This is a genomic window from Serratia sp. 2880STDY5682894 (genome assembly GCF_001537385.1).
GTDB classification, from domain to species: domain Bacteria; phylum Pseudomonadota; class Gammaproteobacteria; order Enterobacterales; family Enterobacteriaceae; genus Serratia; species Serratia nevei.
This window is the reverse complement of record NZ_FCJA01000010.1, coordinates 64,980-87,411: the sequence shown is the minus strand read 5'-3', so window position 1 is coordinate 87,411 and position 22,432 is coordinate 64,980. Positions and strand designations below refer to the sequence as shown.

General features: G+C 59.5%; 28 protein-coding genes. 16 read left to right on the top strand and 12 right to left on the bottom strand.

The annotated features are described in order from the left end of the window. Positions 1-5: 5 nt before the first annotated feature. Positions 6-1,424, top strand: coding sequence for a glutamate synthase small subunit (locus AWX27_RS20380; RefSeq protein WP_048234903.1), 1,419 nt, complete (start codon positions 6-8; stop codon positions 1,422-1,424). A 165-nt stretch (positions 1,425-1,589) separates the two neighbouring features. Further along, complete coding sequence (locus AWX27_RS20375) at positions 1,590-2,069, top strand: hypothetical protein (protein ID WP_049198519.1); 480 nt, start codon at positions 1,590-1,592, stop codon at positions 2,067-2,069. A 62-nt stretch (positions 2,070-2,131) separates the two neighbouring features. Here the strand turns inward: AWX27_RS20375 and sspB are convergent, their stop codons facing one another. The 5 genes from sspB to zapE all read right to left on the bottom strand — a co-directional run bounded on the left by sspB (position 2,132) and on the right by zapE (position 5,833). After that, complete coding sequence (gene sspB, locus AWX27_RS20370; protein WP_004937084.1) at positions 2,132-2,632, bottom strand: ClpXP protease specificity-enhancing factor; 501 nt, start codon at positions 2,630-2,632, stop codon at positions 2,132-2,134. A 5-nt stretch (positions 2,633-2,637) separates the two neighbouring features. Then, positions 2,638-3,279: a stringent starvation protein SspA gene (gene sspA, locus AWX27_RS20365; protein WP_004937082.1), complete on the bottom strand. Its 642-nt coding sequence runs from the start codon at positions 3,277-3,279 to the stop codon at positions 2,638-2,640. Positions 3,280-3,604: 325 nt separating this feature from the next. After that, the gene (gene rpsI, locus AWX27_RS20360) at positions 3,605-3,997 is read right to left on the bottom strand and encodes a 30S ribosomal protein S9 (RefSeq protein ID WP_004937080.1); all 393 of its coding nucleotides are present in this window, start codon (positions 3,995-3,997) and stop codon (positions 3,605-3,607) included. Positions 3,998-4,012: 15 nt separating this feature from the next. Further along, complete coding sequence (gene rplM, locus AWX27_RS20355; RefSeq protein WP_004937079.1) at positions 4,013-4,441, bottom strand: 50S ribosomal protein L13; 429 nt, start codon at positions 4,439-4,441, stop codon at positions 4,013-4,015. A gap of 264 nt (positions 4,442-4,705) precedes the next feature. After that, positions 4,706-5,833 (bottom strand): cell division protein ZapE, encoded by a 1,128-nt coding sequence (gene zapE / locus AWX27_RS20350; RefSeq protein ID WP_060424675.1) that lies wholly within the window; start codon positions 5,831-5,833, stop codon positions 4,706-4,708. Between the two features lie 231 nt (positions 5,834-6,064). On the opposite strand from zapE, the gene zapG reads away from it, so the two are divergent. The 3 genes from zapG to degS all read left to right on the top strand — a co-directional run bounded on the left by zapG (position 6,065) and on the right by degS (position 9,165). Then, positions 6,065-6,466, top strand: a complete 402-nt coding sequence (gene zapG / locus AWX27_RS20345) for a Z-ring associated protein ZapG (protein WP_004937074.1) — start codon at positions 6,065-6,067, stop codon at positions 6,464-6,466. A gap of 181 nt (positions 6,467-6,647) precedes the next feature. Then, the gene (degQ, locus tag AWX27_RS20340) at positions 6,648-8,018 is read left to right on the top strand and encodes a serine endoprotease DegQ (protein ID WP_060424673.1); all 1,371 of its coding nucleotides are present in this window, start codon (positions 6,648-6,650) and stop codon (positions 8,016-8,018) included. A gap of 88 nt (positions 8,019-8,106) precedes the next feature. Further along, entirely contained in the window at positions 8,107-9,165 is a 1,059-nt protein-coding gene (gene degS / locus AWX27_RS20335; RefSeq protein ID WP_019453130.1) for an outer membrane-stress sensor serine endopeptidase DegS, read from the top strand. A gap of 72 nt (positions 9,166-9,237) precedes the next feature. On the opposite strand, the gene murA is transcribed toward degS, so the two are convergent. The 7 genes from murA to mlaF form a co-directional block, all read right to left on the bottom strand. Next, entirely contained in the window at positions 9,238-10,497 is a 1,260-nt protein-coding gene (murA, locus tag AWX27_RS20330; protein WP_004937068.1) for a UDP-N-acetylglucosamine 1-carboxyvinyltransferase, read from the bottom strand. A 55-nt stretch (positions 10,498-10,552) separates the two neighbouring features. Then, positions 10,553-10,807, bottom strand: coding sequence for a BolA family iron metabolism protein IbaG (gene ibaG / locus AWX27_RS20325; RefSeq protein ID WP_004937066.1), 255 nt, complete (start codon positions 10,805-10,807; stop codon positions 10,553-10,555). A gap of 140 nt (positions 10,808-10,947) precedes the next feature. Continuing rightward, the gene (gene mlaB, locus AWX27_RS20320) at positions 10,948-11,250 is read right to left on the bottom strand and encodes a lipid asymmetry maintenance protein MlaB (RefSeq protein WP_060424671.1); all 303 of its coding nucleotides are present in this window, start codon (positions 11,248-11,250) and stop codon (positions 10,948-10,950) included. Then, entirely contained in the window at positions 11,250-11,879 is a 630-nt protein-coding gene (gene mlaC / locus AWX27_RS20315) for a phospholipid-binding protein MlaC (protein ID WP_060424669.1), read from the bottom strand. Before mlaC ends, mlaB begins: the two co-directional genes overlap by 1 nt. Positions 11,880-11,893: 14 nt before the next feature. Further along, a complete protein-coding gene (gene mlaD / locus AWX27_RS20310; RefSeq protein WP_060424667.1) occupies positions 11,894-12,442 on the bottom strand; it encodes an outer membrane lipid asymmetry maintenance protein MlaD in 549 nt (182 codons plus the stop codon). A 4-nt stretch (positions 12,443-12,446) separates the two neighbouring features. Then, complete coding sequence (mlaE, locus tag AWX27_RS20305) at positions 12,447-13,229, bottom strand: lipid asymmetry maintenance ABC transporter permease subunit MlaE (RefSeq protein WP_004937059.1); 783 nt, start codon at positions 13,227-13,229, stop codon at positions 12,447-12,449. 4 nt (positions 13,230-13,233) lie between these two features. Further along, complete coding sequence (gene mlaF / locus AWX27_RS20300; RefSeq protein WP_060424665.1) at positions 13,234-14,049, bottom strand: phospholipid ABC transporter ATP-binding protein MlaF; 816 nt, start codon at positions 14,047-14,049, stop codon at positions 13,234-13,236. A 303-nt stretch (positions 14,050-14,352) separates the two neighbouring features. Here mlaF and AWX27_RS20295 point away from each other — a divergent pair, with 303 nt between their 5' ends. The 11 genes from AWX27_RS20295 to npr all read left to right on the top strand — a co-directional run bounded on the left by AWX27_RS20295 (position 14,353) and on the right by npr (position 22,387). After that, positions 14,353-15,330, top strand: a complete 978-nt coding sequence (locus AWX27_RS20295; RefSeq protein WP_004937053.1) for a calcium/sodium antiporter — start codon at positions 14,353-14,355, stop codon at positions 15,328-15,330. A 16-nt stretch (positions 15,331-15,346) separates the two neighbouring features. Next, complete coding sequence (kdsD, locus tag AWX27_RS20290) at positions 15,347-16,333, top strand: arabinose-5-phosphate isomerase KdsD (RefSeq protein ID WP_038879650.1); 987 nt, start codon at positions 15,347-15,349, stop codon at positions 16,331-16,333. Between the two features lie 17 nt (positions 16,334-16,350). Next, a complete protein-coding gene (gene kdsC, locus AWX27_RS20285; protein ID WP_021505108.1) occupies positions 16,351-16,905 on the top strand; it encodes a 3-deoxy-manno-octulosonate-8-phosphatase KdsC in 555 nt (184 codons plus the stop codon). Next, positions 16,902-17,480, top strand: coding sequence for an LPS export ABC transporter periplasmic protein LptC (lptC, locus tag AWX27_RS20280; protein ID WP_060424663.1), 579 nt, complete (start codon positions 16,902-16,904; stop codon positions 17,478-17,480). The genes kdsC and lptC overlap by 4 nt, the downstream gene beginning before the upstream one ends. Beyond that, positions 17,449-17,988 (top strand): lipopolysaccharide ABC transporter substrate-binding protein LptA, encoded by a 540-nt coding sequence (lptA, locus tag AWX27_RS20275; protein WP_025304377.1) that lies wholly within the window; start codon positions 17,449-17,451, stop codon positions 17,986-17,988. Before lptC ends, lptA begins: the two co-directional genes overlap by 32 nt. Before the next feature lie 6 nt (positions 17,989-17,994). Further along, entirely contained in the window at positions 17,995-18,720 is a 726-nt protein-coding gene (gene lptB, locus AWX27_RS20270) for an LPS export ABC transporter ATP-binding protein (protein ID WP_004937040.1), read from the top strand. Positions 18,721-18,772: 52 nt separating this feature from the next. Next, entirely contained in the window at positions 18,773-20,206 is a 1,434-nt protein-coding gene (gene rpoN, locus AWX27_RS20265) for an RNA polymerase factor sigma-54 (RefSeq protein ID WP_060424661.1), read from the top strand. 23 nt (positions 20,207-20,229) lie between these two features. Beyond that, on the top strand, positions 20,230-20,517 hold the full coding sequence (gene hpf, locus AWX27_RS20260) for a ribosome hibernation promoting factor (RefSeq protein WP_004937038.1): 288 nt from the start codon (positions 20,230-20,232) through the stop codon (positions 20,515-20,517). A gap of 155 nt (positions 20,518-20,672) precedes the next feature. Next, positions 20,673-21,134, top strand: a complete 462-nt coding sequence (gene ptsN / locus AWX27_RS20255) for a PTS IIA-like nitrogen regulatory protein PtsN (RefSeq protein WP_016930212.1) — start codon at positions 20,673-20,675, stop codon at positions 21,132-21,134. A gap of 129 nt (positions 21,135-21,263) precedes the next feature. Next, positions 21,264-22,118, top strand: a complete 855-nt coding sequence (gene rapZ / locus AWX27_RS20250; RefSeq protein ID WP_015379177.1) for an RNase adapter RapZ — start codon at positions 21,264-21,266, stop codon at positions 22,116-22,118. Then, positions 22,115-22,387, top strand: coding sequence for a PTS phosphocarrier protein NPr (npr, locus tag AWX27_RS20245; RefSeq protein WP_004937034.1), 273 nt, complete (start codon positions 22,115-22,117; stop codon positions 22,385-22,387). Before rapZ ends, npr begins: the two co-directional genes overlap by 4 nt. Positions 22,388-22,432 lie beyond the last annotated feature (45 nt).

Below are 22,432 nucleotides of genomic sequence, written 5' to 3'. Positions count from 1 at the left end.
CATTAATGAGCCAGAACGTTTACCAATTTATCGACCTGCAGCGTGTTGATCCGCCAAAGAAACCGCTGAAGATCCGCAAAATCGAGTTCGTCGAGATCTACGAACCGTTTTCGGAAACCCAGGCCAAGGCCCAGGCGGACCGCTGTCTGTCCTGCGGCAACCCGTATTGCGAGTGGAAGTGCCCGGTGCACAACTACATCCCGAACTGGCTGAAGCTGGCCAACGAAGGCCGCATCATGGAAGCGGCGGACCTGGCGCATCAGACCAACAGCCTGCCGGAAGTGTGCGGCCGCGTGTGCCCGCAGGATCGCCTGTGCGAAGGCTCCTGCACCCTGAACGACGAGTTCGGTGCGGTCACCATCGGCAATATCGAACGCTACATCAGCGATAAGGCCATCGAAATGGGCTGGAAGCCGGACATGTCGCACGTGCAGCCGACCGGCAAGCGCGTGGCGATCGTCGGTGCCGGCCCTGCCGGGCTGGCCTGCGCCGACGTATTGACCCGCAACGGCGTCAAGGCGGTGGTATATGACCGTCATCCGGAGATCGGCGGCCTGCTGACCTTCGGCATCCCGGCCTTCAAGCTGGAAAAGGAAGTGATGGTCAAACGCCGCAGCATCTTCAGTGAGATGGGCATCGAGTTCCAGCTGAACACCGAAGTGGGCAAAGACATCAGCATGGAGACCTTGCTGAGCGAGTACGATGCGGTATTCCTCGGCGTCGGCACCTATCAGTCGATGCGCGGTGGCCTGGAGAACGAGGAAGCGCAGGGCGTGTACGATGCGCTGCCGTTCCTGATCGCCAACACCAAGCAGCTGATGGGCTATGAAACCGAGCAGCACGAGCCTTACGTCAGCATGGAAGGCAAGCGCGTGGTGGTGCTGGGCGGCGGCGATACCGCCATGGACTGCGTGCGTACCTCGGTGCGCCAGGGCGCGACGCAGGTCACCTGCGCCTACCGCCGCGACGAAGCCAACATGCCGGGTTCCAAGCGCGAAGTGAAGAACGCCCGGGAAGAAGGGGTAGATTTCCAGTTTAACCTGCAGCCGCTGAGCATCGAGCTGAACAGCGCCGGCCGCGTGGCCGGGGTGAAGATGGTACGCACCCAGCTGGGCGCACCGGATGCCAACGGCCGTCAGGCGGCGGAGCAGGTGCCGGGTTCTGAACACGTGATCGACGCCGACGCGGTGGTGATGGCATTCGGCTTCCGCCCACACCGTATGGACTGGCTGGCGGCGCACGACGTGCAGCTCGATAAACAGGGCCGCATCCTGGCGCCGGAAGGCAGCGACAACGCGTTCCAGACCAGTAACCCGAAAATCTTCGCCGGCGGCGACGCGGTGCGCGGTTCCGACCTGGTGGTGACGGCGATCGCCGAAGGCCGCAAGGCGGCAGACGGCATCATGAACTACCTGGAAGTGTAAACCTTCCGTACCGCCAGAGGCCCGGCACATTGCCGGGCCTCTGTTTTTAGCCTGCCACGCTTTGTAACAACCTCCCCTCACCTCACCGCCTCAACGCGCTATAGTATTGAGTTAGCACCATTGCGGGGCGCGGCTGCGCCTGACACCGAGATAAGGATAGCGAACATGAAATGCTCCATTTCCCTGTTGGCCGGCGCACTGCTGGCCGTCAGTTTCAGCGCTTCAGCCATGGCGCTGGATTCGCAGGAGGTCGGTTACAATATCGAAGCGCGCGGCGCGCGGCCGGTCGTGGCACAGTTGGGCAAGGCCGGGCAGTTCAGCGCCGTGGAAAACAGCATCCGGCTGGGGGACGACAGCTGGATTGCCCTGGCGCCCAAGCTGGCCGGCGGCGGCAATGCCGGCTTCACCGCCGGCATCAAATCGGCGCTCTCCGCCGCCCTGATTTACAATCCGGCGGCGGTGTTGCAGGCGCTCAACAAAGGCAACGATCTGCCGCTCAATGACATTTGCACCGCGCCGCCGGAAGTGCAAGGCGACACCGCCATCACCAGTTTCCGCCAGCGCGCAACCCGCGCCTTGTCCACCGTGCGCGTAGGCGATCTCAGCGCACCGCGCGATGCCTGCATTGCCGCCTTGAAAGGCTGATCCGCTTCTGCCGGGCAAAAAAAAGCACCCCATAGGGTGCTTTTTCGTTTGTTCGCGCGGGATTACTTCACCACGCGCAGCGCCGGGCGGCCACCGCGCGGCGGCTGCGGCGGCTCGTCGTCCGGGCCGTTGTCTTCCGCGGTATCCGGGCGATCGCCGTCGATCACCGACATCAGGGTTTCCGAAGGGATCGTCTCATTGTCCAGGCCTTCGAACACGCCTTCGCTCTCGTCGTAGGCGGCTTCCGGTTCGAACATCGTGCCGGCGCCGTTTTCACGCGCATAGATCGCCAGCACGGCGGCCATCGGCACCGAAACCTGACGCGGCACGCCGCCGAAGCGCGCGTTGAACTGCACGTCTTCGTTGCCCAACGCCAGGTTGCCTACCGCGCGCGGCGCGATATTCAGCACGATCTGGCCGTCACGCGCGAACTCCATCGGCACCTGCACGTCCGGGCGAGTCACATCGACCACCAGGTGCGGCGTCAGCTGGTTATCCAGCAGCCAGTCATAGAACGCCCGCAGCAGATACGGGCGACGCGGCGTCATCTGAGACATGTCCATCGCGCTTAGCCCCGGGTTTGCAGGCGCATTTCACGCTCGGCTTCGGTCAGGGAAGCCAGGAAAGCGTCGCGTTCGAAGACGCGGGTCATGTAGCCTTTCAGCTCTTTGGAGCCGGCACCGCTCAATTCAATGCCCAGCTGCGGCAGACGCCACAACAGCGGCGCCAGATAGCAATCCACCAGGCTGAACTCTTCGCTCATGAAATACGGCGCCTGGCCGAAGATCGGTGCGATCGCCAGCAGCTCCTCGCGCAGTTGGCGACGGGCGGACTCCGCTTCCTGACCGCTGCTCTTCTCGATCTTGTCCATCAGCGAGTACCAGTTCTTCTCGATGCGCAGCATCATCAGACGGCTCTCGCCACGGGCAACCGGGTAAACCGGCATCAGCGGCGGGTGTGGGAAACGCTCATCCAGATATTCCATGATGATGCGGGATTCATACAGGGTCAGTTCGCGATCGACCAGCGTAGGCACCGTCTGGTAAGGGTTGAGGTCAATCAGATCTTGCGGCAGGTTATCCATTTCGACCTGCTCGATCTCGACGCTGACACCTTTCTCCGCCAGTACGATACGTACTTGATGGCTAAAAATGTCGGTCGGGCCAGAGAACAGCGTCATTACCGAACGTTTGTTGGCAGCGACAGCCATGAAAACCTCCAAGTTATCTAGAAAATACTGCGAATAGCCAACTGACAGGCTGCTATCCTGAATAATCTTGCCGCAGGCCGGCAGCACGCAGCGCGACCCGAGCCCATGAAAAACCGGCCCAGGAGGTCAACTGCACGGCGAACAGGCGCAAAAGTGGGTGATAGTTTACCAGATTTTGCTTGTTTTGTGGGGACGGTGCGGTGAATTCATGTTGAATTGTCTGATCTGCCACAGATTTTAGTCGGGGACGGCGGATTTCAGGCATAAAAAAACCCGGTGAAGCACCGGGTTTTTTGCGTAAATCGCACTGCCGAAGCAGCGAAAATTAACGCTTGGAGAACTGCGGACGACGACGTGCTTTACGCAGGCCGACTTTCTTACGTTCAACCTGACGAGCGTCACGGGTGACGAAGCCAGCTTTACGCAGTTCAGAACGCAGAGTCTCATCGTACTCCATCAGTGCACGGGTGATACCGTGACGGATAGCGCCAGCTTGACCGGAGATACCACCACCTTTAACGGTGATGTACAGGTCCAGTTTGCCAACCATGTCGACCAGCTCCAGCGGCTGACGAACTACCATGCGGGCAGTTTCGCGACCGAAGTACTGTTCCAGGCTGCGCTGGTTGATAACGATGTTACCGTTGCCCGGCTTGATGAAGACGCGAGCGGCGGAGCTTTTGCGGCGACCAGTGCCGTAGTATTGATTTTCAGCCATTGCCATTAATCCCGATTAAATGTCCAGAACTTGCGGTTGCTGTGCCGCGTGATTGTGCTCGGTGCCCGCGTAAACTTTCAGTTTACGGAACATAGCACGACCCAGCGGGCCCTTTGGCAGCATGCCTTTAACCGCGATTTCAATCACGCGCTCAGGACGGCGGGCAATCATCTCTTCAAAGGTCGCTTGCTTGATACCACCGATGTGGCCGGTGTGGTGGTAGTACACTTTGTCTGTACGCTTGTTGCCGGTTACAGCAACTTTGTCAGCGTTCAGAACGATGATGTAATCACCGGTATCCACGTGCGGGGTGTATTCCGCTTTATGCTTGCCGCGCAGGCGACGAGCCAGTTCAGTAGCGAGACGGCCTAAAGTTTTACCATCTGCATCAACAACGTACCAGTCGCGTTTTACGGTTTCTGGTTTAGCTGTAAAAGTTTTCATTAGAAAGCTTACCCAATAATTAGTTACACGTTGGTGAACACCCAAACGCTCGAAAACAGTTGAGGCTCACACGACCATACAAGTCCAGCAAACCTACCCCTTCGAATAGCCATTGCCGGCACTATAAAGTTTTTGGGAAAAAAAACTTTGTTGTAACGTGGGGTCGCAAGATTATAGAGAAGTCGCTCACAAAGATCGAACGGTTTTTGAATGGAAAATAAATTTATCGCCGGCGGCAGGCAACCGGCGATAGGCCCGGCGGACTCAGGGCAGATGCGGCAGCTTGAGGTACTCTTCGCTCTGCATTTCCTGCAGGCGCGACAGGCAGCGCTGGTACTCGAACTTCAGCCTCTCCCCCTGGTAGATCTCGAACATCGACGCCTCGGCGCCGATCACCAGCTTGACGTGTCGCTCGTAGAATTCGTCCACCAGCGCCAGGAAGCGGCGCGCGGTATTCTCTTTCAGCGGCCCCATCACCTGCACATTATACAGGATCACGCTGTGATATAGCCGCGACAGCGCAATGTAGTCCAGCTGGCTGCGCGCCTCTTCGCACAGCGTGTGGAAATCCACCGCCAGCACGCCGTCCACCGAACGGATCGCCTGCAGCGGCCGATGGTTGATCTGCAGCACCGGCGCGTCCTCCCCCGCCTTGCCCGCCAGCTTGACGAACATCCGATCCAGGGTCGCGCGCGTCTGGTCGTTCAGCGGCGTCAGGTAGAGGTGCGCCTGGGTCAGGGTGCGCAGACGATAGTCGATGCCGGCATCGACGTTCATCACGTCGCAGTACTCATTGATCAGATCGATTGCCGGCAGGAAACGCGCCCGCTGCAGGCCGTTGCGGTACAGATCGTCCGGCGGGATGTTCGACGTGGCCACCAGCGTGATGCCGCGGGCGAACAGCGCCTGCAGCAGCGTGGCCAGCAGCATGGCGTCAGTGATGTCGGACACGAAGAATTCGTCGAAGCACAACACATCGGTCTCAGCCTTGAAGCCGTCAGCGACGATTTCCAGCGGATTTTCCCGCCCTTGCAGTTCGGTCAGCTCTTCATGCACCCGCAGCATGAAGCGGTGGAAGTGCAGACGCATTTTGCGATCGCCCGGCAGGCTGTGAAAAAACATGTCCATCAGCCAGGTTTTGCCGCGCCCGACGCCGCCCCACATATACAGCCCCTGCACCGGACGCTGCGGCGCCGTTTCGCCGCCCTTGCCCAACAAACGGCTGAGCTTGCCGCGCAGCCCGCCCGCAGGCGCGCTCGCCGCGGGCTTTTGCAGCAGAGCCTGATAAATGCGATCCAGTTGAGCGACGGCCCGGCGTTGAACCTCATCGGCCTGATATTCCCCCGCGTCCAGCGCCTGCTGGTAGCGAGATAACGGTGATAGTGCCTGCATCTGTTCGATGTTCCCTAAGAACGCTTAGAAATTATTTAGCCAACGTTGGCGGCAAGTTGATGCCGATTCGCACCGTTATCGCCACAAATGCCCGCTGCGGGCGCCGTTGAAAACCCTGTAAACACTGGGTGGAAGCGCATCAGGATTCCACTCGGACAAGGTTAACGGTTATAGTGGATATTATTAAGTGAAAAATCCCTGCGGAACAACGAAGTCAAAATAGGAGTCATCATGACCTGGGAGTATGCGCTGATTGGTTTGGTCGTCGGTATCGTGATTGGAGCGGTGGCGATGCGTTTTGGCAACCGTAAATTACGTCAACAACAAGTCCTGCAGAACGAGCTGGACAAGAGCAAAACCGAGCTGGAAGAGTACCGCCAGGAGCTGGTCGGCCACTTCGCCCGCAGCGCCGAGCTGCTGGACAACATGGCTCGCGATTATCGCCAGCTGTATCAGCATATGGCGAAAAGCTCCAACAACCTGCTGCCGGATCTGCCGATGCAGGAGAACCCGTTCCGCTATCGCCTGACCGAAGCGGAAGCGGACAACGATCAGGCGCCGGTGGAAATGCCGCGCGACTATTCTGAAGGGGCCTCCGGCCTGCTGCGCGGTCAAAGCGCACGCCGCGACTGATATTCCTTCTTCGCCCGCGGGGCCACCCGCGGGTTTATTCCCCCTTTGTGCCTTATTGACCTTCCTTCGCATTACCTTTACTGAACTTTGCACGCAAATTCACGGTCTTACCCTTCACTATGACAAGGTGATTGCCTTATCATCAAATTTTCATCGGCAGGTATTGAGAGAGTTATCATCAATGAAGAAAAAGTCTTTAATTCTTAGTGCATTGGCAATGAGCCTCGGCCTGGCGTTCAGCGCCGTACCGGTGGCCAACGCGGCCCTGCCCGTTGCCGTTCAGGGGCAGCCGCTGCCGAGCCTGGCGCCGATGCTGGAAAAAGTCTTGCCCGCCGTAGTGAGCGTGCATGTCGCAGGCACCCAGGTGCAGCGTCAACAGCTGCCGGAAGAGTTCAGACGCTTCTTCGGCCCCAATTTCCCCGGCCAACAGCAGAGCTCCCGCCCGTTTGAAGGGCTGGGTTCCGGCGTCATCATCGACGCCGCCAAAGGCTACGTGCTGACCAACAATCACGTCATCAACAACGCCGATAAAATCCGCGTACAGTTGAACGACGGGCGCGAACTGGACGCCAAGCTGGTCGGCCGCGATGAGCAATCCGACATCGCCCTGCTGCAGCTCAGCGACACCAAAAACCTGACCGCCATCAAGATGGCCGATTCCGACCAGCTACGCGTCGGCGACTTCGCTGTGGCGGTCGGCAACCCGTTTGGCCTGGGCCAAACCGCCACTTCAGGCATCATCTCGGCGCTGGGCCGCACCGGCCTGAATCTGGAAGGGCTGGAAAACTTCATTCAGACCGACGCCTCGATCAACCGCGGCAACTCCGGCGGCGCGTTGGTTAACCTGAACGGCGAGCTGATCGGCATCAATACCGCCATTCTCGCGCCGAGCGGCGGCAACGTCGGCATCGGTTTCGCCATTCCGAGCAATATGGCGCAGAACCTGAGCCAGCAGCTGATCGAATTCGGCGAAGTGAAACGCGGCCTGCTCGGCATCAAGGGCAGCGAAATGACCCCTGACATGGCCAAAGCCTTCAACACCGACGCGCAGCGCGGCGCCTTCGTCAGCGAAGTGCTGCCGAAATCCGCCGCCGCCAAGGCCGGCATCAAAGCCGGGGATATTCTGGTTTCCGTCGACGGCAAGCCGGTGAACAGCTTCGCCGAGCTGCGCGCCAAGGTCGGCACCACTGCGCCGGGCAAAACCCTCAAAGTGGGCCTGCTGCGCGACGGCAAACCGCAGGAAGTCTCGGTCACGCTGGACAACAGCGAGAGCGCCTCGACCAATGCCGAAACGCTGTCGCCGGCGCTGCAGGGCGTTTCCCTCAGCAACGGTGCGCTGCCGAGCGGCGACAAGGGCGTGAAGGTAGAGAACGTGGATAAAGGCTCGACGGCGGCGCAAATCGGCCTGCAAAAAGGCGACGTGATCATCGGCGTCAACCGCCAGCGCGTGGACAGCATTACCGCGCTGCGCAAGGTGCTGGAAGCCAAACCACCGGTGATGGCGCTCAATATCGTGCGCGGTACCGAAACCATTTATCTGCTGCTGCGTTAATTTGTGCAAAAACCGGGCTCGGTGACATACTGCGCCCGGTTAACTCATGCTATCCTCCGAACATCGTTCACCACACCACGAAAACTCCATGTTTGCTAAGCTCTTGCGTTCTGTCGTTATCGGTCTCATCGTTGCCGGCCTGCTGTTGGCTGCCCTGCCCATGCTGCGCTCTTCCAACGGCCTGTTTGCAGAGAAAACCGAGAATACCAGCGACGAAACGCCGGTGAGCTACAACAAGGCGGTGCGCCGCGCCGCGCCCGCCGTGGTGAACATCTACAACCGCAACCTGAACGGCGCCGCCAACGTGCTGTCGCTCGGTTCCGGCGTGATCATGAACGAACGCGGCTATATCATCACCAACCGCCACGTGATCAAAGACGCCCAGCAGATCACCGTGGTGTTGCAGGACGGCCGCCGCTACGAAGCGCTGCTGGTCGGCTCCGACGGCCTGACCGATTTGGCGGTGCTGAAGATCGATCCCGGCAACCTGCCGGTGATCCCGACCAACAAAAACCGCGTTGCCCACGTCGGCGACGTGGTGTTGGCGATCGGCAACCCGTATAACCTGGGGCAGACCGTCACTCAGGGCATCCTCAGCGCCACCGGGCGCATCAGTATGAGCACCACCGGCCGACAGACTTTCCTGCAGACCGACGCTTCAATCAACCGCGGCAACTCCGGCGGCGCGCTGGTCAACTCGCTGGGCGAGCTGATCGGCATCAACACCCTGACCTATGACAAAATCACCGACGGTGAAACGCCGGAGGGCCTCGGCTTCGCCATTCCGATCGAACTGGCCACCAAAATCATGGACAAGCTGATCCGCGACGGCCGCGTGATCCGTGGCTATTTCGGCATTCAGGGCAAGGAGATCATTCCGCTGCGTTCCTCCAATTCCGGCATCGATCGCCTGCAGGGCATCATCGTGACCGAAATTACGCCGAACGGCCCGGCGAGCAGCGCCGGTTTCCAGATCAACGACATCATCATCAACGTGGATAACAAACCGGCGGTATCCGTGCTGGAGACCATGGACCAGGTCGCGGAGATCAGACCGGGCACCGAGATACCGGTCATCGTGCTGCGCGACGGCAAGCGCATTACGTTGAAAATGACGGTGGGTGAATTCCCGGAAGACAGCAATTAAAAAAAGGGCCGGCATTGATAGCCGGCCCTTTGATTTTCATCCTGCCGACGCAGCCGCGCCGGCGCTAATCACTTACTCGCCTTTCACGCGTTCGATGTTCGCACCCAGCGCGCGCAGCTTGTCTTCAATACGCTCATAGCCGCGATCGATGTGGTAGATGCGATCGACGACGGTCACGCCGTCGGCGATGCAGCCGGCGATCACCAGGCTGGCGGAAGCGCGCAGATCGGTCGCCATCACCTGAGCGCCGGACAGCTGCTCAACGCCGTGGCAGATTACGGTGTTGCTCTCGATTTCCGCGTGCGCGCCCATGCGGATCAGTTCCGGCACGTGCATGAAGCGGTTTTCGAAGATGGTCTCGGTGATGACGCCGGTACCTTCCGCCACCAGGTTCAGCAGGCTGAACTGGGCCTGCATGTCGGTCGGGAAGCCCGGGTGCGGCGCGGTGCGCACGGTAACCGCTTTCGGGCGTTTGCCGTGCATGTCCAGGCTGATCCAGTCTTCACCCACTTCGATATCGGCACCGGCTTCGCGCAGCTTGGCCAGCACCGCATCCAGCGTGTCCGGACGGGTGTTGCGGCACATCACTTTGCCGCCGGAAACCGCGGCGGCGATCAGGAAGGTGCCGGTCTCGATGCGGTCAGGCAGCACGCGGTACACGCCGCCGCCAAGACGCTCGACGCCCTCGATGGTGATTTTGTCACTGCCGGCGCCGCTGATCTTCGCGCCCAGCGTGTTGAGGAAGTTGGCGGTATCGACAATTTCCGGCTCACGCGCGGCGTTCTCGATAACGGTGGTGCCGGTCGCCAGGGTCGCGGCGCTCATGATGGTCACGGTCGCGCCCACGCTCACCTTGTCCATGACGATGTGCGCGCCCTTCAGGCGGCCCTCGACGGACGCCTTGACGTAACCTTCTTCCAGCTTGATCTCGGCACCCAACTGCTCCAGGCCGGTGATGTGCAGATCGACCGGACGCGCGCCGATCGCGCAGCCGCCCGGCAGGGAAACCTGGCCGCGGCCGAAGCGCGCCACCAGTGGCCCCAGCGCCCAGATGGATGCGCGCATGGTTTTCACCAGATCGTAAGGGGCACAGAACTCGTTCACCCCGCTGGCGTCCACGAAGACCGAACCGTTGCGCTCAATCTTGGTACCCAACTGGTTGAGTAGTTTAATGGTGGTGTCGATGTCCTTCAGCTTAGGGACATTCTGCAGCTCGACCGGCTCTTCCGCCAACAGGGCGGCGAACAGGATCGGCAGGGCGGCGTTTTTGGCCCCGGAAATAGACACTTCACCGCTCAGGCGAGTCCGACCCTGCACACGAAATTTATCCATCTGACTACTCTCTGTTATCTAATCTGAAGCTGCCCGCCCGGCAGGGCAAACAGCCTTAAAATCCGTTGAGTTTGCGGTCTCGCTGCCACTCTTCAGGGGTGTACGCCTTGATAGACAAGGCATGAATGCGGTTGTCCGCAATGTATTCCATCAGCGGTGCGTAAACCGTCTGCTGTTTTTTGACGCGGCTCATACCGGCGAACAGTTCACCGACCACGATCGCCTGAAAATGGCTGCCGTCGCCCGTCACATGTACTTCATCCAGTGCCAATGCCTGCATCAGCACGTCTTTAATCTCGTTGGTTTCCATAGTATCCAGTTCTGCCGCTAAAGGATCATAAACAGCCTAGTATCTTAGTGGAATACGATGTTTTCTTAAACTAAAGAAAAAGCCCCTGCGTAACAGGGGCTTTGTATCGTTTTACCACGCAAGGGCGGCGTAAAACGCCGCTAACCGGCGGTATCGACAGGCATTATCGCCTGCAGGTTGTAGAGCGCGATCAGCGTTTTCAGGCGCTCGGTGGCGCCGAAAATTTTTAGCGCTACGCCGCGCTCGCGCTGCTCTTCCTGCAGATGCAGCAACAGCGCCAGCCCGGCGGAGTCCACCCGCTCCAGTTGCGCCACGTCGATCGCGGTTTTATCCGCCATCAGCGCATCGCGCTGCCGCCACAGCGGCTGCAGCGTTTCCCGGTCCAGTTCACCGCGCAGGATCAGCGTCTGCTGCTGTGATTCGAAGCTGAGCGCTGCCGACATCAGTTTTTCTTGTCCAGCGTAATAGGCTGCGCGGCGGCGGCCTGCAGCTGTTTGGTCAGGCCATCGATGCCCTGAGTACGCAGCGTAGACGCCCACTCGTTCTGCTTGGTGGTGATCATGCTGACGCCTTCGGCGATCATGTCATACGCCTGCCAATAGCCGGTTTTGCTGTTCTTGCGCCATTGGAAATCCAGACGCACCGGCGGGCGGCCGCCGTTGTCGATGATGGTGACGCGAATGGCCACGATGTCGGCATTGCCCAGCGGCTGTTCAGGCGCAATCTGGTAAGTCTGGCCGTGGTACATCGCCAGCGCCTGGCCGTAAGCCTGCTCCAGGTAAGCCTGGAAGGCGGTGAAGTAGGCTTCGCGCTGCGCAGGCGTCGCGTCTTTGTAGTAACGGCCCAGCACCAGCGCGCCGGCGTATTTCACCTGCACGAACGGCATCAGTTCCTGATGCACGATGGAGCGCAGGTAGTTCGGGTCCTGCTTGATCTTCGGCTGTTCGTTCTTCAAACGGCTGAAGGTCTTCTGCGCCGCGTCTTGCATCAAGCTGTAAGGATTGGTTTGGTCGGCTGCGCTCGCCAGCGGTGCAACCACCAGCAGAGCCACCATCAGTAAACGTTTAAACATGCAGGTATCCTCTCTTAATGATTTGGAACAGCGGGTTGCGGTGCGGCGCCGGCAGCCGGCTCAGCGGCCGCGTCTCCCGATTTGGCGCTGTCCTGACCGCCGCTTTTATACAGGAACTGGCCGATCAGATCTTCCAGAACCATGGCTGACTTGGTGTCCTGGATGGTGCCGCCGTCTTTCAGAATGGTGGTGCCCATGTCAGGATCTTCGAAGCCCACGTTAAGCGCCAGATATTGCTCGCCCAGCAGGCCGGAGGTGCGGATCGCCAGCGAGCTGGTATCCGGGATTTGGTCGTACTTTTTCTGGATATCCAGCGCCACGCGCGGCGTGTAGGTTTTCGGATCGAGCTCGATGTCCGCCACGCGGCCGATCACCACGCCACCGATCTTCACCGGCGAACGCGGTTTCAGGCCGCCGATGTTGTCGAACGTCGCGTAAATGCGGTAGGTCGGCTCGCTGCCGATCGATTTAAGGTTCGCCACCTGCAGGCAGATAAACACGATGGCGCACAGCGCGATCAGCATAAATGCCCCAACCCAGATTTCACTCTTCTTCGTTTGCATCGAATCAATTCCCAAACATCAGTGCTGTCAGCACGAAATCCAATCCCAACACCGCCAGTGACGAATGCACCACGGTACGCGTCGTCGCCCGGCTAATCCCTTCAGAGGTAGGCACGGCGTCGTACCCGTTGAAAATGGCAATCCAGGTTACGGTAATGGCGAATACCACGCTTTTGATCAGGCAGTTGAGCAGATCTTTTTTCCACTCCACGGCGCCCTGCATCGCCGACCAGAAGAAGCCGCTGTCGATGCCCTTCCAGTCCACGCCGACCACCGAGCCGCCCCAGATGCCGATCGCCACGAAAATGATGGTCAACAGCGGCATGCTGATGAGCCCCGCCCAGAAGCGCGGCGCCACGATGCGCCGCAGCGGATCGACCGCCATCATTTCCAGGCTGGAGATCTGCTCCGTCGCCTTCATCAGGCCGATTTCCGCCGTGAGCGCGGAACCGGCGCGGCCGGCGAACAGCAGCGCCGTCACCACCGGCCCCAGTTCGCGCAGCAGCGACAGCGCCACCATCATGCCGAGGCTGGCCTCGGCGCTGTAGGTGGTGAGCACGATATAGCCCTGCAGGCCCAGCACCATGCCGATGAACAGCCCGGAGACCATGATGATCAGCAGCGACTGCACGCCGACGCTGTAGAGCTGTTTCAACAACAGCGGCCACTGCTTGCCGGGTTCCGGCCGGCCAATCAACGCGTTGAACAGCATCAACCCGGCGCGGCCGAAGCTGGCGCTGGTGTTGATGCCACTGCGCCCCAAGGACGCTAACGCTCTTAATAACATGAGCTTATTTACTCCCTAAGCCTAGCAGTTCGGTCTGATAATCCCCGGCCGGGTAGCGGAACGGCACCGGCCCATCCGCTATACCATCCAGGAACTGGCGCACGCGCGCATCAGGATTGTTCTGCAATTGCTGCGTGGTGCCTTCGGCGATCACCCGGTGATCGGCCACGATGTAGGCGTAGTCGGCGATGCTCAGCACCTCCGGCACGTCGTGCGACACCACGATGCAGGTAATGCCCAGCGCATGGTTCAGCTCATCGATCAGCTTGACCAGCACCCCCATGGTGATCGGATCCTGGCCGACGAAGGGTTCGTCGAACATGATCATATCAGGGTCCAGCGCGATCGCGCGCGCCAACGCCGCCCGACGCGCCATGCCGCCAGAAAGCTCATTGGGCATCAGCTGGGCCGCACCGCGCAGCCCTACCGCCTCCAGCTTCATCAGCACCGTGCTGCGCAGCAGGGGTTCAGGCAGGTTGCTGTGCTCGCGCAGCGGGTAGGCCACGTTTTCGAATACGGTCAAATCGGTGAACAGCGCGCCCGACTGGAACAGCATGCTCATCTTTTTGCGCGCGTCGTATAACTGACGGCGGGACAACGCGGGAATGTTGTCGCCGTCGAACCAAATCTCCCCGCTGTCCGGCGTCAGCTGGCCGCCTATCAGGCGCAGCAGCGTGGTTTTGCCGATGCCCGATGGCCCCATGATTGCCGTGACCTTGCCTCGGGGCACCGTCAGGTTGATGTCTTCAAATATCCGCCGGTCGCCGCGCGAGAAGCTCATGTCGCGCACTTCGACCAAATTATCTGCCTTATGGAGCATGTTAATGGACCCTTTACGACTCATCTGTTGCTGAATCTACCCGTGATGTTAAAGCAATGGGCTCAATCCGTCTCATCTTTACAAAAACTTACTGCCATTTCGCGCCCAATGGTGCCATTGGTTTTACTTTTCCGCGCCACCCGGTCAAAATTGGCGCCATAACGAAAAAAAACGAAACTGTTCAACTATTAGCCGGGAAAAACCGTTGCTGTAGCTCTAGCGCGCGCAACGGAGGGCAAGCAATACCGCCGCATTGACGGCTTTAACCAACGAACCGGGATAATACCCGACAAAGGACCCTGCATGTTTCTCGCGATAGCATTATTAATCGTTGGTTTATTTCTACTGGTGTATGGTGCAGACCGCTTAGTTTATGGTGCTGCCGTGATTTCCCGCTCGCTCGGCGTCCCGCCGTTGATCATCGGCATGACCATCGTCGGCATCGGCACTTCGCTGCCGGAGCTGATCGTGTCCACCACTGCCGCGCTGAACGGGCAGATAGATATGGCCGTTGGCAACGTATTAGGTTCCAACATTACCAACATTTTATTGATCCTGGGCGTGGCGGCGCTGATTCACCCGCTGGCCGCGCGCTCCGAGATACTGCGGCGCGAACTGCCGCTGATGTTAGCGGTCACAGTATTGTGCGGTTTCGTGTTGATGGACGGCACCCTGAGCAGGCTGGACGGCGTGCTGCTGCTGGCCGCCGCCGCCGGCTTCATCCTGCTGATGCTGAAAATCGCCCGGCTGGCGCAGCGCGAGGGCAGCGACAGCCTGACCATGGAACAGATCGCCGAGCTGCCGCAGGACAGCAGCAACACCGTGGCGGTGCTGTGGCTGGTGTTGGCGTTTATCATTCTGCCGCTCTCTTCCAGGATGGTGGTCGATAACGCGACGGTGATTGCGCACTATTTCGGCCTGAGCGAACTGGTGGTCGGGTTGACCATTATCGCCATCGGCACCAGCCTGCCCGAACTGGCCACCTCCATCGCCGGGGCGCTGAAGGGCGAGGATGATATGGCGATTGGTAATATCATCGGCTCCAATATTTTCAACACGGTGATCGTGCTGGGCGTCCCCGCCCTGCTATCGCCGGGTAGCGTGGACACCGCCGCCTTCCAGCGCGATTACTGGGTGATGCTGGCGGCCAGCGTGCTGCTGAGCGTGCTGTGCATCGGCCGCAAACACCGCATCGGCCACCTGGCGGGCGCGCTGTTATTATGCGGCTTTATTGCGTATCTTGCGGTGCTGTTCTTTAACCCTTTCAGTACTTTCGGCTAAACCGACGGGAATGAGTATGTCGAACATTGAGTTGCAACCGGGCTTCGATTTTCAGCAGGCCGGCAAAGAAGTGCTTCAGATAGAGCGTGAAGGGCTGGCTCAGCTCGACAGCTACATCAACGCAGACTTCACCCGCGCCTGCGAAACGATCGCCGCCTGCGGCGGCAAAGTGGTGGTGATGGGCATGGGCAAATCCGGCCATATCGGCTGCAAGATCGCCGCGACCTTCGCCAGCACCGGCACCCCCTCATTCTTCGTTCACCCGGCGGAGGCCAGCCATGGCGATTTGGGCATGGTCACCCCGCAGGACATCGTGCTCGCCATCTCCAACTCCGGCGAGTCCAGCGAGATCCTGGCGCTGATCCCAGTATTGAAACGCCAGCAGATCACCCTCATCTGTATGACTAACAATCCGGAAAGCTCGATGGGCAAAGCGGCGGATATCCACCTGTGCATCAAGGTGCCGCAGGAAGCCTGCCCGCTCGGGCTCGCACCGACCACCAGCACCACCGCCACGCTGGTGATGGGCGATGCGCTGGCCGTCGCGCTGCTGAAAGCGCGCGGTTTCACGCCGGAGGATTTCGCGCTGTCGCATCCGGGTGGCGCACTCGGCCGCAAACTGCTGCTGCGGGTTAGCGATATCATGCACAGCGGCGACGAAATGCCCCACGTCAGCGCCGACGCCTCGTTGCGCGACGCGCTGCTGGAAATTACCCGAAAAAATCTGGGCCTGACGGTGATTTGCGACGATCTGATGAAAATCGCCGGCATCTTCACCGATGGCGACCTGCGCCGGGTGTTCGACATGGGCATCAACCTGCACGAGGCGAAGATCGCCGATGTCATGACGCCGGGCGGCGTGCGGGTGCGCCCCAATATTCTGGCGGTCGATGCATTGAACCTGATGCAACAACGCCACATCACCGCGCTGCTGGTTGCCGATGGCGACCAGTTGCTGGGTGTGGTACATATGCATGACATGCTGCGCGCCGGCGTCGTTTAATTAAGGAATAGAACGGAATGGGTATGGTAGAAACCTGCTACGGGCCGGTAGAACAAGAGGTTATGGCGCGTGCCGGGAACATCCGCCTGTTGATTTGCGACGTTGACGGCGTGCTGTCGGACGGCCTGATCTTCATGGGCAACAACGGTGAAGAACTGAAGGCGTTCAACGTGCGCGACGGTTACGGCATCCGCTGCTTGAAAACCTCGGACATCGAAGTGGCGATCATCACCGGCCGCTCCGCCAAGCTGCTGGAAGACCGCGCGCAGACGCTCGGTATCACCCATCTGTATCAGGGGCAATCCGATAAGCTTTTGGCCTTCCGCGAACTGTTGGATAAACTGTCGTTAACGGCGGATCAGGTCGCCTATATCGGCGATGACCTGATCGACTGGCCGGTGATGGCGCAGGTCGGCCTGGCGGTCGCGGTGGCGGACGCCCACCCGCTGTTGACGCCGCGCGCCCACTACGTCACCCGCATTGCCGGCGGCCGCGGCGCGGTGCGCGAACTGTGCGACATCATTCTTTTGGCTCAAAATAAGCTGGAGGACGCCAAAGGGCTGTCGATATGAGTAAAACCAAACTGTGGATCACCATCCTGTTGACGGTGATCGTTCTGGCGCTGATCGGCTGGAACATGACGGACTTCAGCGACGAGACGGCCCCTGGCCCGGTCAACGATCAGGATCCGACTTACCAGAGCCAGCACACGGTCACCGTGGTGTACAACCCGGCCGGCAAGCTGAATTACAAACTGGTGGCGGAAGACGCGAAGTATTACACCGCCGGCGAGCTGAGCTGGTTCACCCAGCCGGTGATGACGCTGTTCGATGAGAATGCGGTGGCCACCTGGTCAGTTCGCGCCGATCGCGCCAAACTGACTAATGACCAGATGCTGTATCTGTATGGTCACGTCGAGGTAAACAGCCTGACCACCACCTCGCAGCTGGAAAAAATTAAGACGGACAACGCTCAGGTAAACCTGGTCACCCAGGACGTCACCTCCGATGACGAAGTCACGCTTTACGGGACCAATTTTACCTCTAACGGCATGAAAATGCGTGGGAACCTGCGGACCAAAACCGCTGAGCTGATTGATAAGGTTAAGACCAACTATGAAATTCAGAACCAAAAACCAACTCCGTAACCTGTTGCTCGGCAGCTTAGTTTTGGCCGCCAGCGCCCCCGCACTGGCGCTGAAATCCGACTCCAGCCAGCCGGTGAGCATCGACTCGCTCAAGCAGTCGTTGGACATGCAAAGCAACGTCAGTACCTTCACCGACAACGTGGTGATCAAGCAAGGCACCATCGATATTCGCGCCGATAAGGTGGTGGTCACCCGTCCGGGCGGAGATCAGAATAAGACCTATATTGAAGCGTTCGGCAACCCGGTAACCTTCTACCAGATGCAGGACAGCGGCAAGCCGGTCAAAGGCCACGCGCAGAAAGTGCGTTACGACGTGGCGACCCAGCTGGTGACCCTGACGGGCAACGCCTATCTGGAGCAGCTCGACAGCAACGTGAAAGGCGATCGCATCACCTATCTGGTGCAACAGCAGCAAATGCAGGCGTTCAGCGATAAAGGCAAACGCGTGACAACGGTTCTGGTACCGTCGCAGTTGCAAGACAAAAACGGGCAAAAAAAGAGTAACTAATCACTTATGGCAACACTCATCGCAGAAAACCTGGCGAAAGCCTACAAGGGCCGTAAAGTTGTCGAAGACGTCAGCCTGAAAGTGAAATCCGGCGAGATCGTCGGCCTGCTCGGGCCGAACGGCGCCGGTAAAACCACCACCTTCTACATGGTGGTCGGCATCGTGCCGCGCGATGCCGGGCGCATCGTGATCGACGAAGAAGACATCAGCCTGCTGCCGCTGCACGCCCGCGCGCGCCGCGGCATCGGATACCTGCCGCAGGAAGCGTCGATCTTCCGCCGCCTGAGCGTGTACGACAACCTGATGGCGGTGCTGGAGATTCGCCCCGACCTCACCAGCGAACAACGCGAAGACCGCGCCAAAGAGCTGATGGAAGAGTTCCACATCTCCCATCTGCGCGACAGCCTCGGCCAGGCGCTGTCCGGCGGTGAACGCCGCCGCGTCGAAATCGCCCGCGCGCTGGCGGCCAACCCGAAATTCATTCTGCTGGACGAACCCTTCGCCGGGGTGGATCCGATTTCCGTTATCGACATCAAAAAAATCATCGAGCACCTGCGTGACAGCGGCCTGGGCGTGCTGATCACCGACCACAACGTGCGCGAGACGCTGGACGTATGTGAACGCGCCTACATCGTCAGCCAGGGCAAACTGATTGCCCACGGCACGCCGGATGCTATTCTGGCCGACGAGCAGGTAAAACGCGTTTATCTGGGCGAAGAGTTCCGCCTCTGAGCGCCGGCGCGCCCTGCGGGGCGACACCGTTAACGGAAGTAGACAGAAGACTATGAAGCAAGGTTTGCAACTCAGGCTCAGCCAACAGCTGGCCATGACTCCTCAGCTCCAGCAGGCGATCCGCCTGCTGCAGTTGTCCACGCTTGAGCTTCAGCAAGAGATCCAGCTGGCGCTGGAGAGCAATCCGCTGCTTGAACAGACCGATCTGCACGACGAAATCGACGCCAAAGAAATCCAGGAGACCGAGGGGCTCGATACCCGCGAGGCGCTGGAACAGAAAGACATGCCGGAAGAGCTGCCGCTAGACGCCACCTGGGATGAGATCTACACCGCCGGCACGCCGTCAGGCACCGGCACCGACTACAGCGACGACGAGCTGCCGGTCTATCAGGGCGAGACTACCCAAACGCTGCAGGATTACCTGATGTGGCAGGTGGATCTGACGCCGTTCTCCGATACCGACGCCGCCATCGCCACCTCCATCGTCGACGCGGTGGACGACACCGGTTATCTCACCGTGCCGCTGGAAGACATTCTGGAAAGCCTGGGCGACGAGAACGTGACCCTCGAGGAAGTCGAGGCGGTGTTGAAGCGCGTGCAGCGTTTCGATCCGATCGGCGTCGCCGCGCGCGATCTGCGCGATTGCCTGCTGGTGCAGCTCTCCCAATACGCCAAAGACACCCCTTATCTAGCCGAAGCGCGGCTGATCATCAGCGACCATTTGGATCTGTTGGCCAACCACGACTTTCGCAGCCTGATGCGATCAACCCGGCTAAAAGAAGATACACTGAAAGAAGCGATGCTGCTGATTCAGTCGCTCGATCCGCGCCCGGGGCAGTCGATCAATACCGGCGAATCGGAGTACGTAATTCCGGACGTGCTGGTGCGCAAAACGCAGAACACGTGGACGGTCGAGCTCAACGGCGACAGCATACCGCGTTTGAAGATCAATCAGCAGTACGCCGCGCTGGGCAACAGTGCCCGCAGCGAAGCCGACGGCCAGTTCATCCGCAGCAACCTGCAGGAAGCCAAGTGGCTGATTAAAAGCCTGGAGAGCCGCAACGAGACGCTGCTGAAGGTCACCCGCTGCATCGTCAGCCAACAGCAGGCGTTCTTCGAGCAAGGCGAAGAGTTTATGAAACCCATGGTGTTGGCGGATATCGCCCAGGCCGTGGAGATGCATGAATCGACGATCTCGCGCGTCACCACGCAGAAGTTTCTGCACAGCCCGCGCGGCATTTTCGAATTGAAATATTTCTTCTCCAGCCACGTGAATACCGACAGCGGCGGCGAAGCCTCCTCGACGGCGATCCGCGCGTTGGTGAAGAAATTGATTGCGGCGGAAAACCCCGCCAAACCACTCAGCGACAGCAAGCTGGCCACCCTGCTTTCCGATCAGGGGATCATCGTGGCGCGGCGCACCGTCGCCAAGTACCGAGAGTCTTTGTCCATCCCGCCGTCGAACCAGCGTAAACAGTTGGTTTGACCTCTATTGAGAAGGAAGACACTATGCAGCTCAACATTACCGGACACCACATCGAAATCACCGATCCGTTGCGCGAGTTCGTGAACAACAAGTTCGCCAAACTCGAACAGTATTTTGATCGCATCAATCAGGTGTATGTTGTATTAAGTGTGGAAAAAGTGCAGCAAATTGCGGAAGCAACGGTGCACGTGAATGGAGGCGAGTTGCACGCCACCTCGGAAGACGAGAATATGTATGCCGCAATTGATACGCTGATCGACAAATTGGCACGTCAATTGAACAAACATAAAGACAAATTGAAGCAACACTGACACCCTAACCCATTCCGTGAGGTTGCCTCCGTCGCAGCCTCGCCCTTCGGCGCGTGACCCGCATGGGTGACGCGCCGAACGGTAATCAGGGTTAAAACCGACGAAAAACCGCCTTGCCGGGTGCGCCCGGCGGCGCGGTTTTAAGTGAAGATGAGATGAACAACGAATATATGCAATTAAGCTCGGTGTTAAACATCGAGTGCACCAAAAGCTCGGTACACTGCACCAGCAAGAAGCGGGCTTTGGAAATTATCAGCGAACTGGCCGCCAAACAGCTCAATCTGCCTTCGCAGGTGGTGTTTGACGCGGTTCTCACCCGGGAGCGCATGGGCAGCACCGGTATCGGCAACGGTATCGCCATTCCCCACGGCAAACTGGAAGAGGACACACTGCGGGCCGTTGGCGTGTTTATCCGTCTCGACCAACCCATCGCTTTCGACGCTATCGACAACCAGCCGGTCGACCTGCTGTTCGCGCTGCTGGTGCCTGCCGATCAGTGCAAAACCCATTTGCATACCCTGTCGCTGGTCGCCAAACGCCTGGCCGACAAAACCGTATGCCGCCGCCTGCGCGCCGCGCAGAGCGACGAAGAGCTTTACCAAATCATCACCGAGTGAAGCCCGGCCGGCGTGACTTCCAGCCCGGATAACGCTACTGTTTCACGATGATGGATCCGGCTGCGGCCGGAATAACAAAGTTTCCACCGGTGGCGATGAACGCCGCCGCGATGCCAGGGGAGTTGCCACATGGTGCTGATGATTGTCAGCGGCCGTTCCGGTTCCGGAAAATCCGTCGCCTTGCGGGCGCTGGAAGACATGGGTTTTTACTGCGTTGACAACCTGCCGGTGGTGCTGCTGCCGCAGCTCGCCAACACGCTGGCGGAACGCAATATCTCCGCGGCGGTCAGCATCGACGTGCGCAACATGCCGGAATCGCCAGAAGTGTTCGAATACGCGATGACTCAGCTGCCGGACAGCTTCTCGCCGCAGCTGCTGTTCCTCGACGCCGATCGCAACACGCTGATCCGCCGTTACAGCGACACCCGCCGCCTGCACCCGCTCTCCAGCAAAAACCTGTCGCTGGAAAGCGCCATCGACGAAGAGAGCGATCTGCTCGAACCGCTGCGCTCGCGGGCTGACCTGATTATCGACACCTCGGAAATGTCGGTGCACGAACTGGCCGAAATGCTGCGCACCCGCCTGCTGGGCAAGCGCGAGCGCGAGCTGACCATGGTGTTCGAATCCTTCGGCTTCAAGCACGGCATTCCGATCGACGCCGACTACGTGTTCGACGTGCGCTTCCTGCCTAACCCGCACTGGGATCCGAAGCTGCGGCCGATGACCGGTCTGGACAAGCCGGTCGCGTCGTTCCTCGATCGCCATACCGAAGTGCACAACTTCATCTACCAGACCCGCAGCTACCTGGAGCAATGGCTGCCGATGCTGGAAACCAACAACCGCAGCTACCTGACGGTCGCCATCGGCTGTACCGGCGGTAAACACCGCTCGGTGTACGTGGCGGAACAGCTGGCCGATTACTTCCGCTCGCGCGGCAAGAACGTGCAGTCGCGCCACCGCACGCTGGAAAAGCGCAAACAATGACGGTTAAACAGACGGTTGAAATCAAAAACAAGCTGGGTATGCACGCGCGTCCGGCGATGAAACTGTTCGAGCTGGTGCAAAGCTTCGACGCCGAGGTGATGCTGCGCAACGAAAGCGGCACCGAAGCCGAAGCCAGCAGCGTCATCGCGCTGCTGATGCTGGACTCCGCCCAGGGCCGGCATATCGAAGTCGAAGCGACCGGCCCCGACGAAGTCAACGCGCTGGCGGCGGTGGTCGAGCTGTTCAACTCCGGGTTTGATGAAGATTAGCCGCTGAAGCCCTCTCGCGAATGCGTCGTACCGGCGCGTTCGTTC

What these genes read in the sequence shown, in the direction of transcription:
- AWX27_RS20380 (WP_048234903.1), top strand. Translation starts at nt 6, where the DNA reads ATGAGCCAGAACGTTTACCAATTTATCGACCTGCAGCGTGTTGATCCG.
- AWX27_RS20375 (WP_049198519.1), top strand. Translation starts at nt 1,590, where the DNA reads ATGAAATGCTCCATTTCCCTGTTGGCCGGCGCACTGCTGGCCGTCAGT.
- sspB (WP_004937084.1), bottom strand. Translation starts at nt 2,632, where the DNA reads ATGGACATGTCTCAGATGACGCCGCGTCGCCCGTATCTGCTGCGGGCG.
- sspA (WP_004937082.1), bottom strand. Translation starts at nt 3,279, where the DNA reads ATGGCTGTCGCTGCCAACAAACGTTCGGTAATGACGCTGTTCTCTGGC.
- rpsI (WP_004937080.1), bottom strand. Translation starts at nt 3,997, where the DNA reads ATGGCTGAAAATCAATACTACGGCACTGGTCGCCGCAAAAGCTCCGCC.
- rplM (WP_004937079.1), bottom strand. Translation starts at nt 4,441, where the DNA reads ATGAAAACTTTTACAGCTAAACCAGAAACCGTAAAACGCGACTGGTAC.
- zapE (WP_060424675.1), bottom strand. Translation starts at nt 5,833, where the DNA reads ATGCAGGCACTATCACCGTTATCTCGCTACCAGCAGGCGCTGGACGCG.
- zapG (WP_004937074.1), top strand. Translation starts at nt 6,065, where the DNA reads ATGACCTGGGAGTATGCGCTGATTGGTTTGGTCGTCGGTATCGTGATT.
- degQ (WP_060424673.1), top strand. Translation starts at nt 6,648, where the DNA reads ATGAAGAAAAAGTCTTTAATTCTTAGTGCATTGGCAATGAGCCTCGGC.
- degS (WP_019453130.1), top strand. Translation starts at nt 8,107, where the DNA reads ATGTTTGCTAAGCTCTTGCGTTCTGTCGTTATCGGTCTCATCGTTGCC.
- murA (WP_004937068.1), bottom strand. Translation starts at nt 10,497, where the DNA reads ATGGATAAATTTCGTGTGCAGGGTCGGACTCGCCTGAGCGGTGAAGTG.
- ibaG (WP_004937066.1), bottom strand. Translation starts at nt 10,807, where the DNA reads ATGGAAACCAACGAGATTAAAGACGTGCTGATGCAGGCATTGGCACTG.
- mlaB (WP_060424671.1), bottom strand. Translation starts at nt 11,250, where the DNA reads ATGTCGGCAGCGCTCAGCTTCGAATCACAGCAGCAGACGCTGATCCTG.
- mlaC (WP_060424669.1), bottom strand. Translation starts at nt 11,879, where the DNA reads ATGTTTAAACGTTTACTGATGGTGGCTCTGCTGGTGGTTGCACCGCTG.
- mlaD (WP_060424667.1), bottom strand. Translation starts at nt 12,442, where the DNA reads ATGCAAACGAAGAAGAGTGAAATCTGGGTTGGGGCATTTATGCTGATC.
- mlaE (WP_004937059.1), bottom strand. Translation starts at nt 13,229, where the DNA reads ATGTTATTAAGAGCGTTAGCGTCCTTGGGGCGCAGTGGCATCAACACC.
- mlaF (WP_060424665.1), bottom strand. Translation starts at nt 14,049, where the DNA reads ATGCTCCATAAGGCAGATAATTTGGTCGAAGTGCGCGACATGAGCTTC.
- AWX27_RS20295 (WP_004937053.1), top strand. Translation starts at nt 14,353, where the DNA reads ATGTTTCTCGCGATAGCATTATTAATCGTTGGTTTATTTCTACTGGTG.
- kdsD (WP_038879650.1), top strand. Translation starts at nt 15,347, where the DNA reads ATGTCGAACATTGAGTTGCAACCGGGCTTCGATTTTCAGCAGGCCGGC.
- kdsC (WP_021505108.1), top strand. Translation starts at nt 16,351, where the DNA reads ATGGGTATGGTAGAAACCTGCTACGGGCCGGTAGAACAAGAGGTTATG.
- lptC (WP_060424663.1), top strand. Translation starts at nt 16,902, where the DNA reads ATGAGTAAAACCAAACTGTGGATCACCATCCTGTTGACGGTGATCGTT.
- lptA (WP_025304377.1), top strand. Translation starts at nt 17,449, where the DNA reads ATGAAATTCAGAACCAAAAACCAACTCCGTAACCTGTTGCTCGGCAGC.
- lptB (WP_004937040.1), top strand. Translation starts at nt 17,995, where the DNA reads ATGGCAACACTCATCGCAGAAAACCTGGCGAAAGCCTACAAGGGCCGT.
- rpoN (WP_060424661.1), top strand. Translation starts at nt 18,773, where the DNA reads ATGAAGCAAGGTTTGCAACTCAGGCTCAGCCAACAGCTGGCCATGACT.
- hpf (WP_004937038.1), top strand. Translation starts at nt 20,230, where the DNA reads ATGCAGCTCAACATTACCGGACACCACATCGAAATCACCGATCCGTTG.
- ptsN (WP_016930212.1), top strand. Translation starts at nt 20,673, where the DNA reads ATGAACAACGAATATATGCAATTAAGCTCGGTGTTAAACATCGAGTGC.
- rapZ (WP_015379177.1), top strand. Translation starts at nt 21,264, where the DNA reads ATGGTGCTGATGATTGTCAGCGGCCGTTCCGGTTCCGGAAAATCCGTC.
- npr (WP_004937034.1), top strand. Translation starts at nt 22,115, where the DNA reads ATGACGGTTAAACAGACGGTTGAAATCAAAAACAAGCTGGGTATGCAC.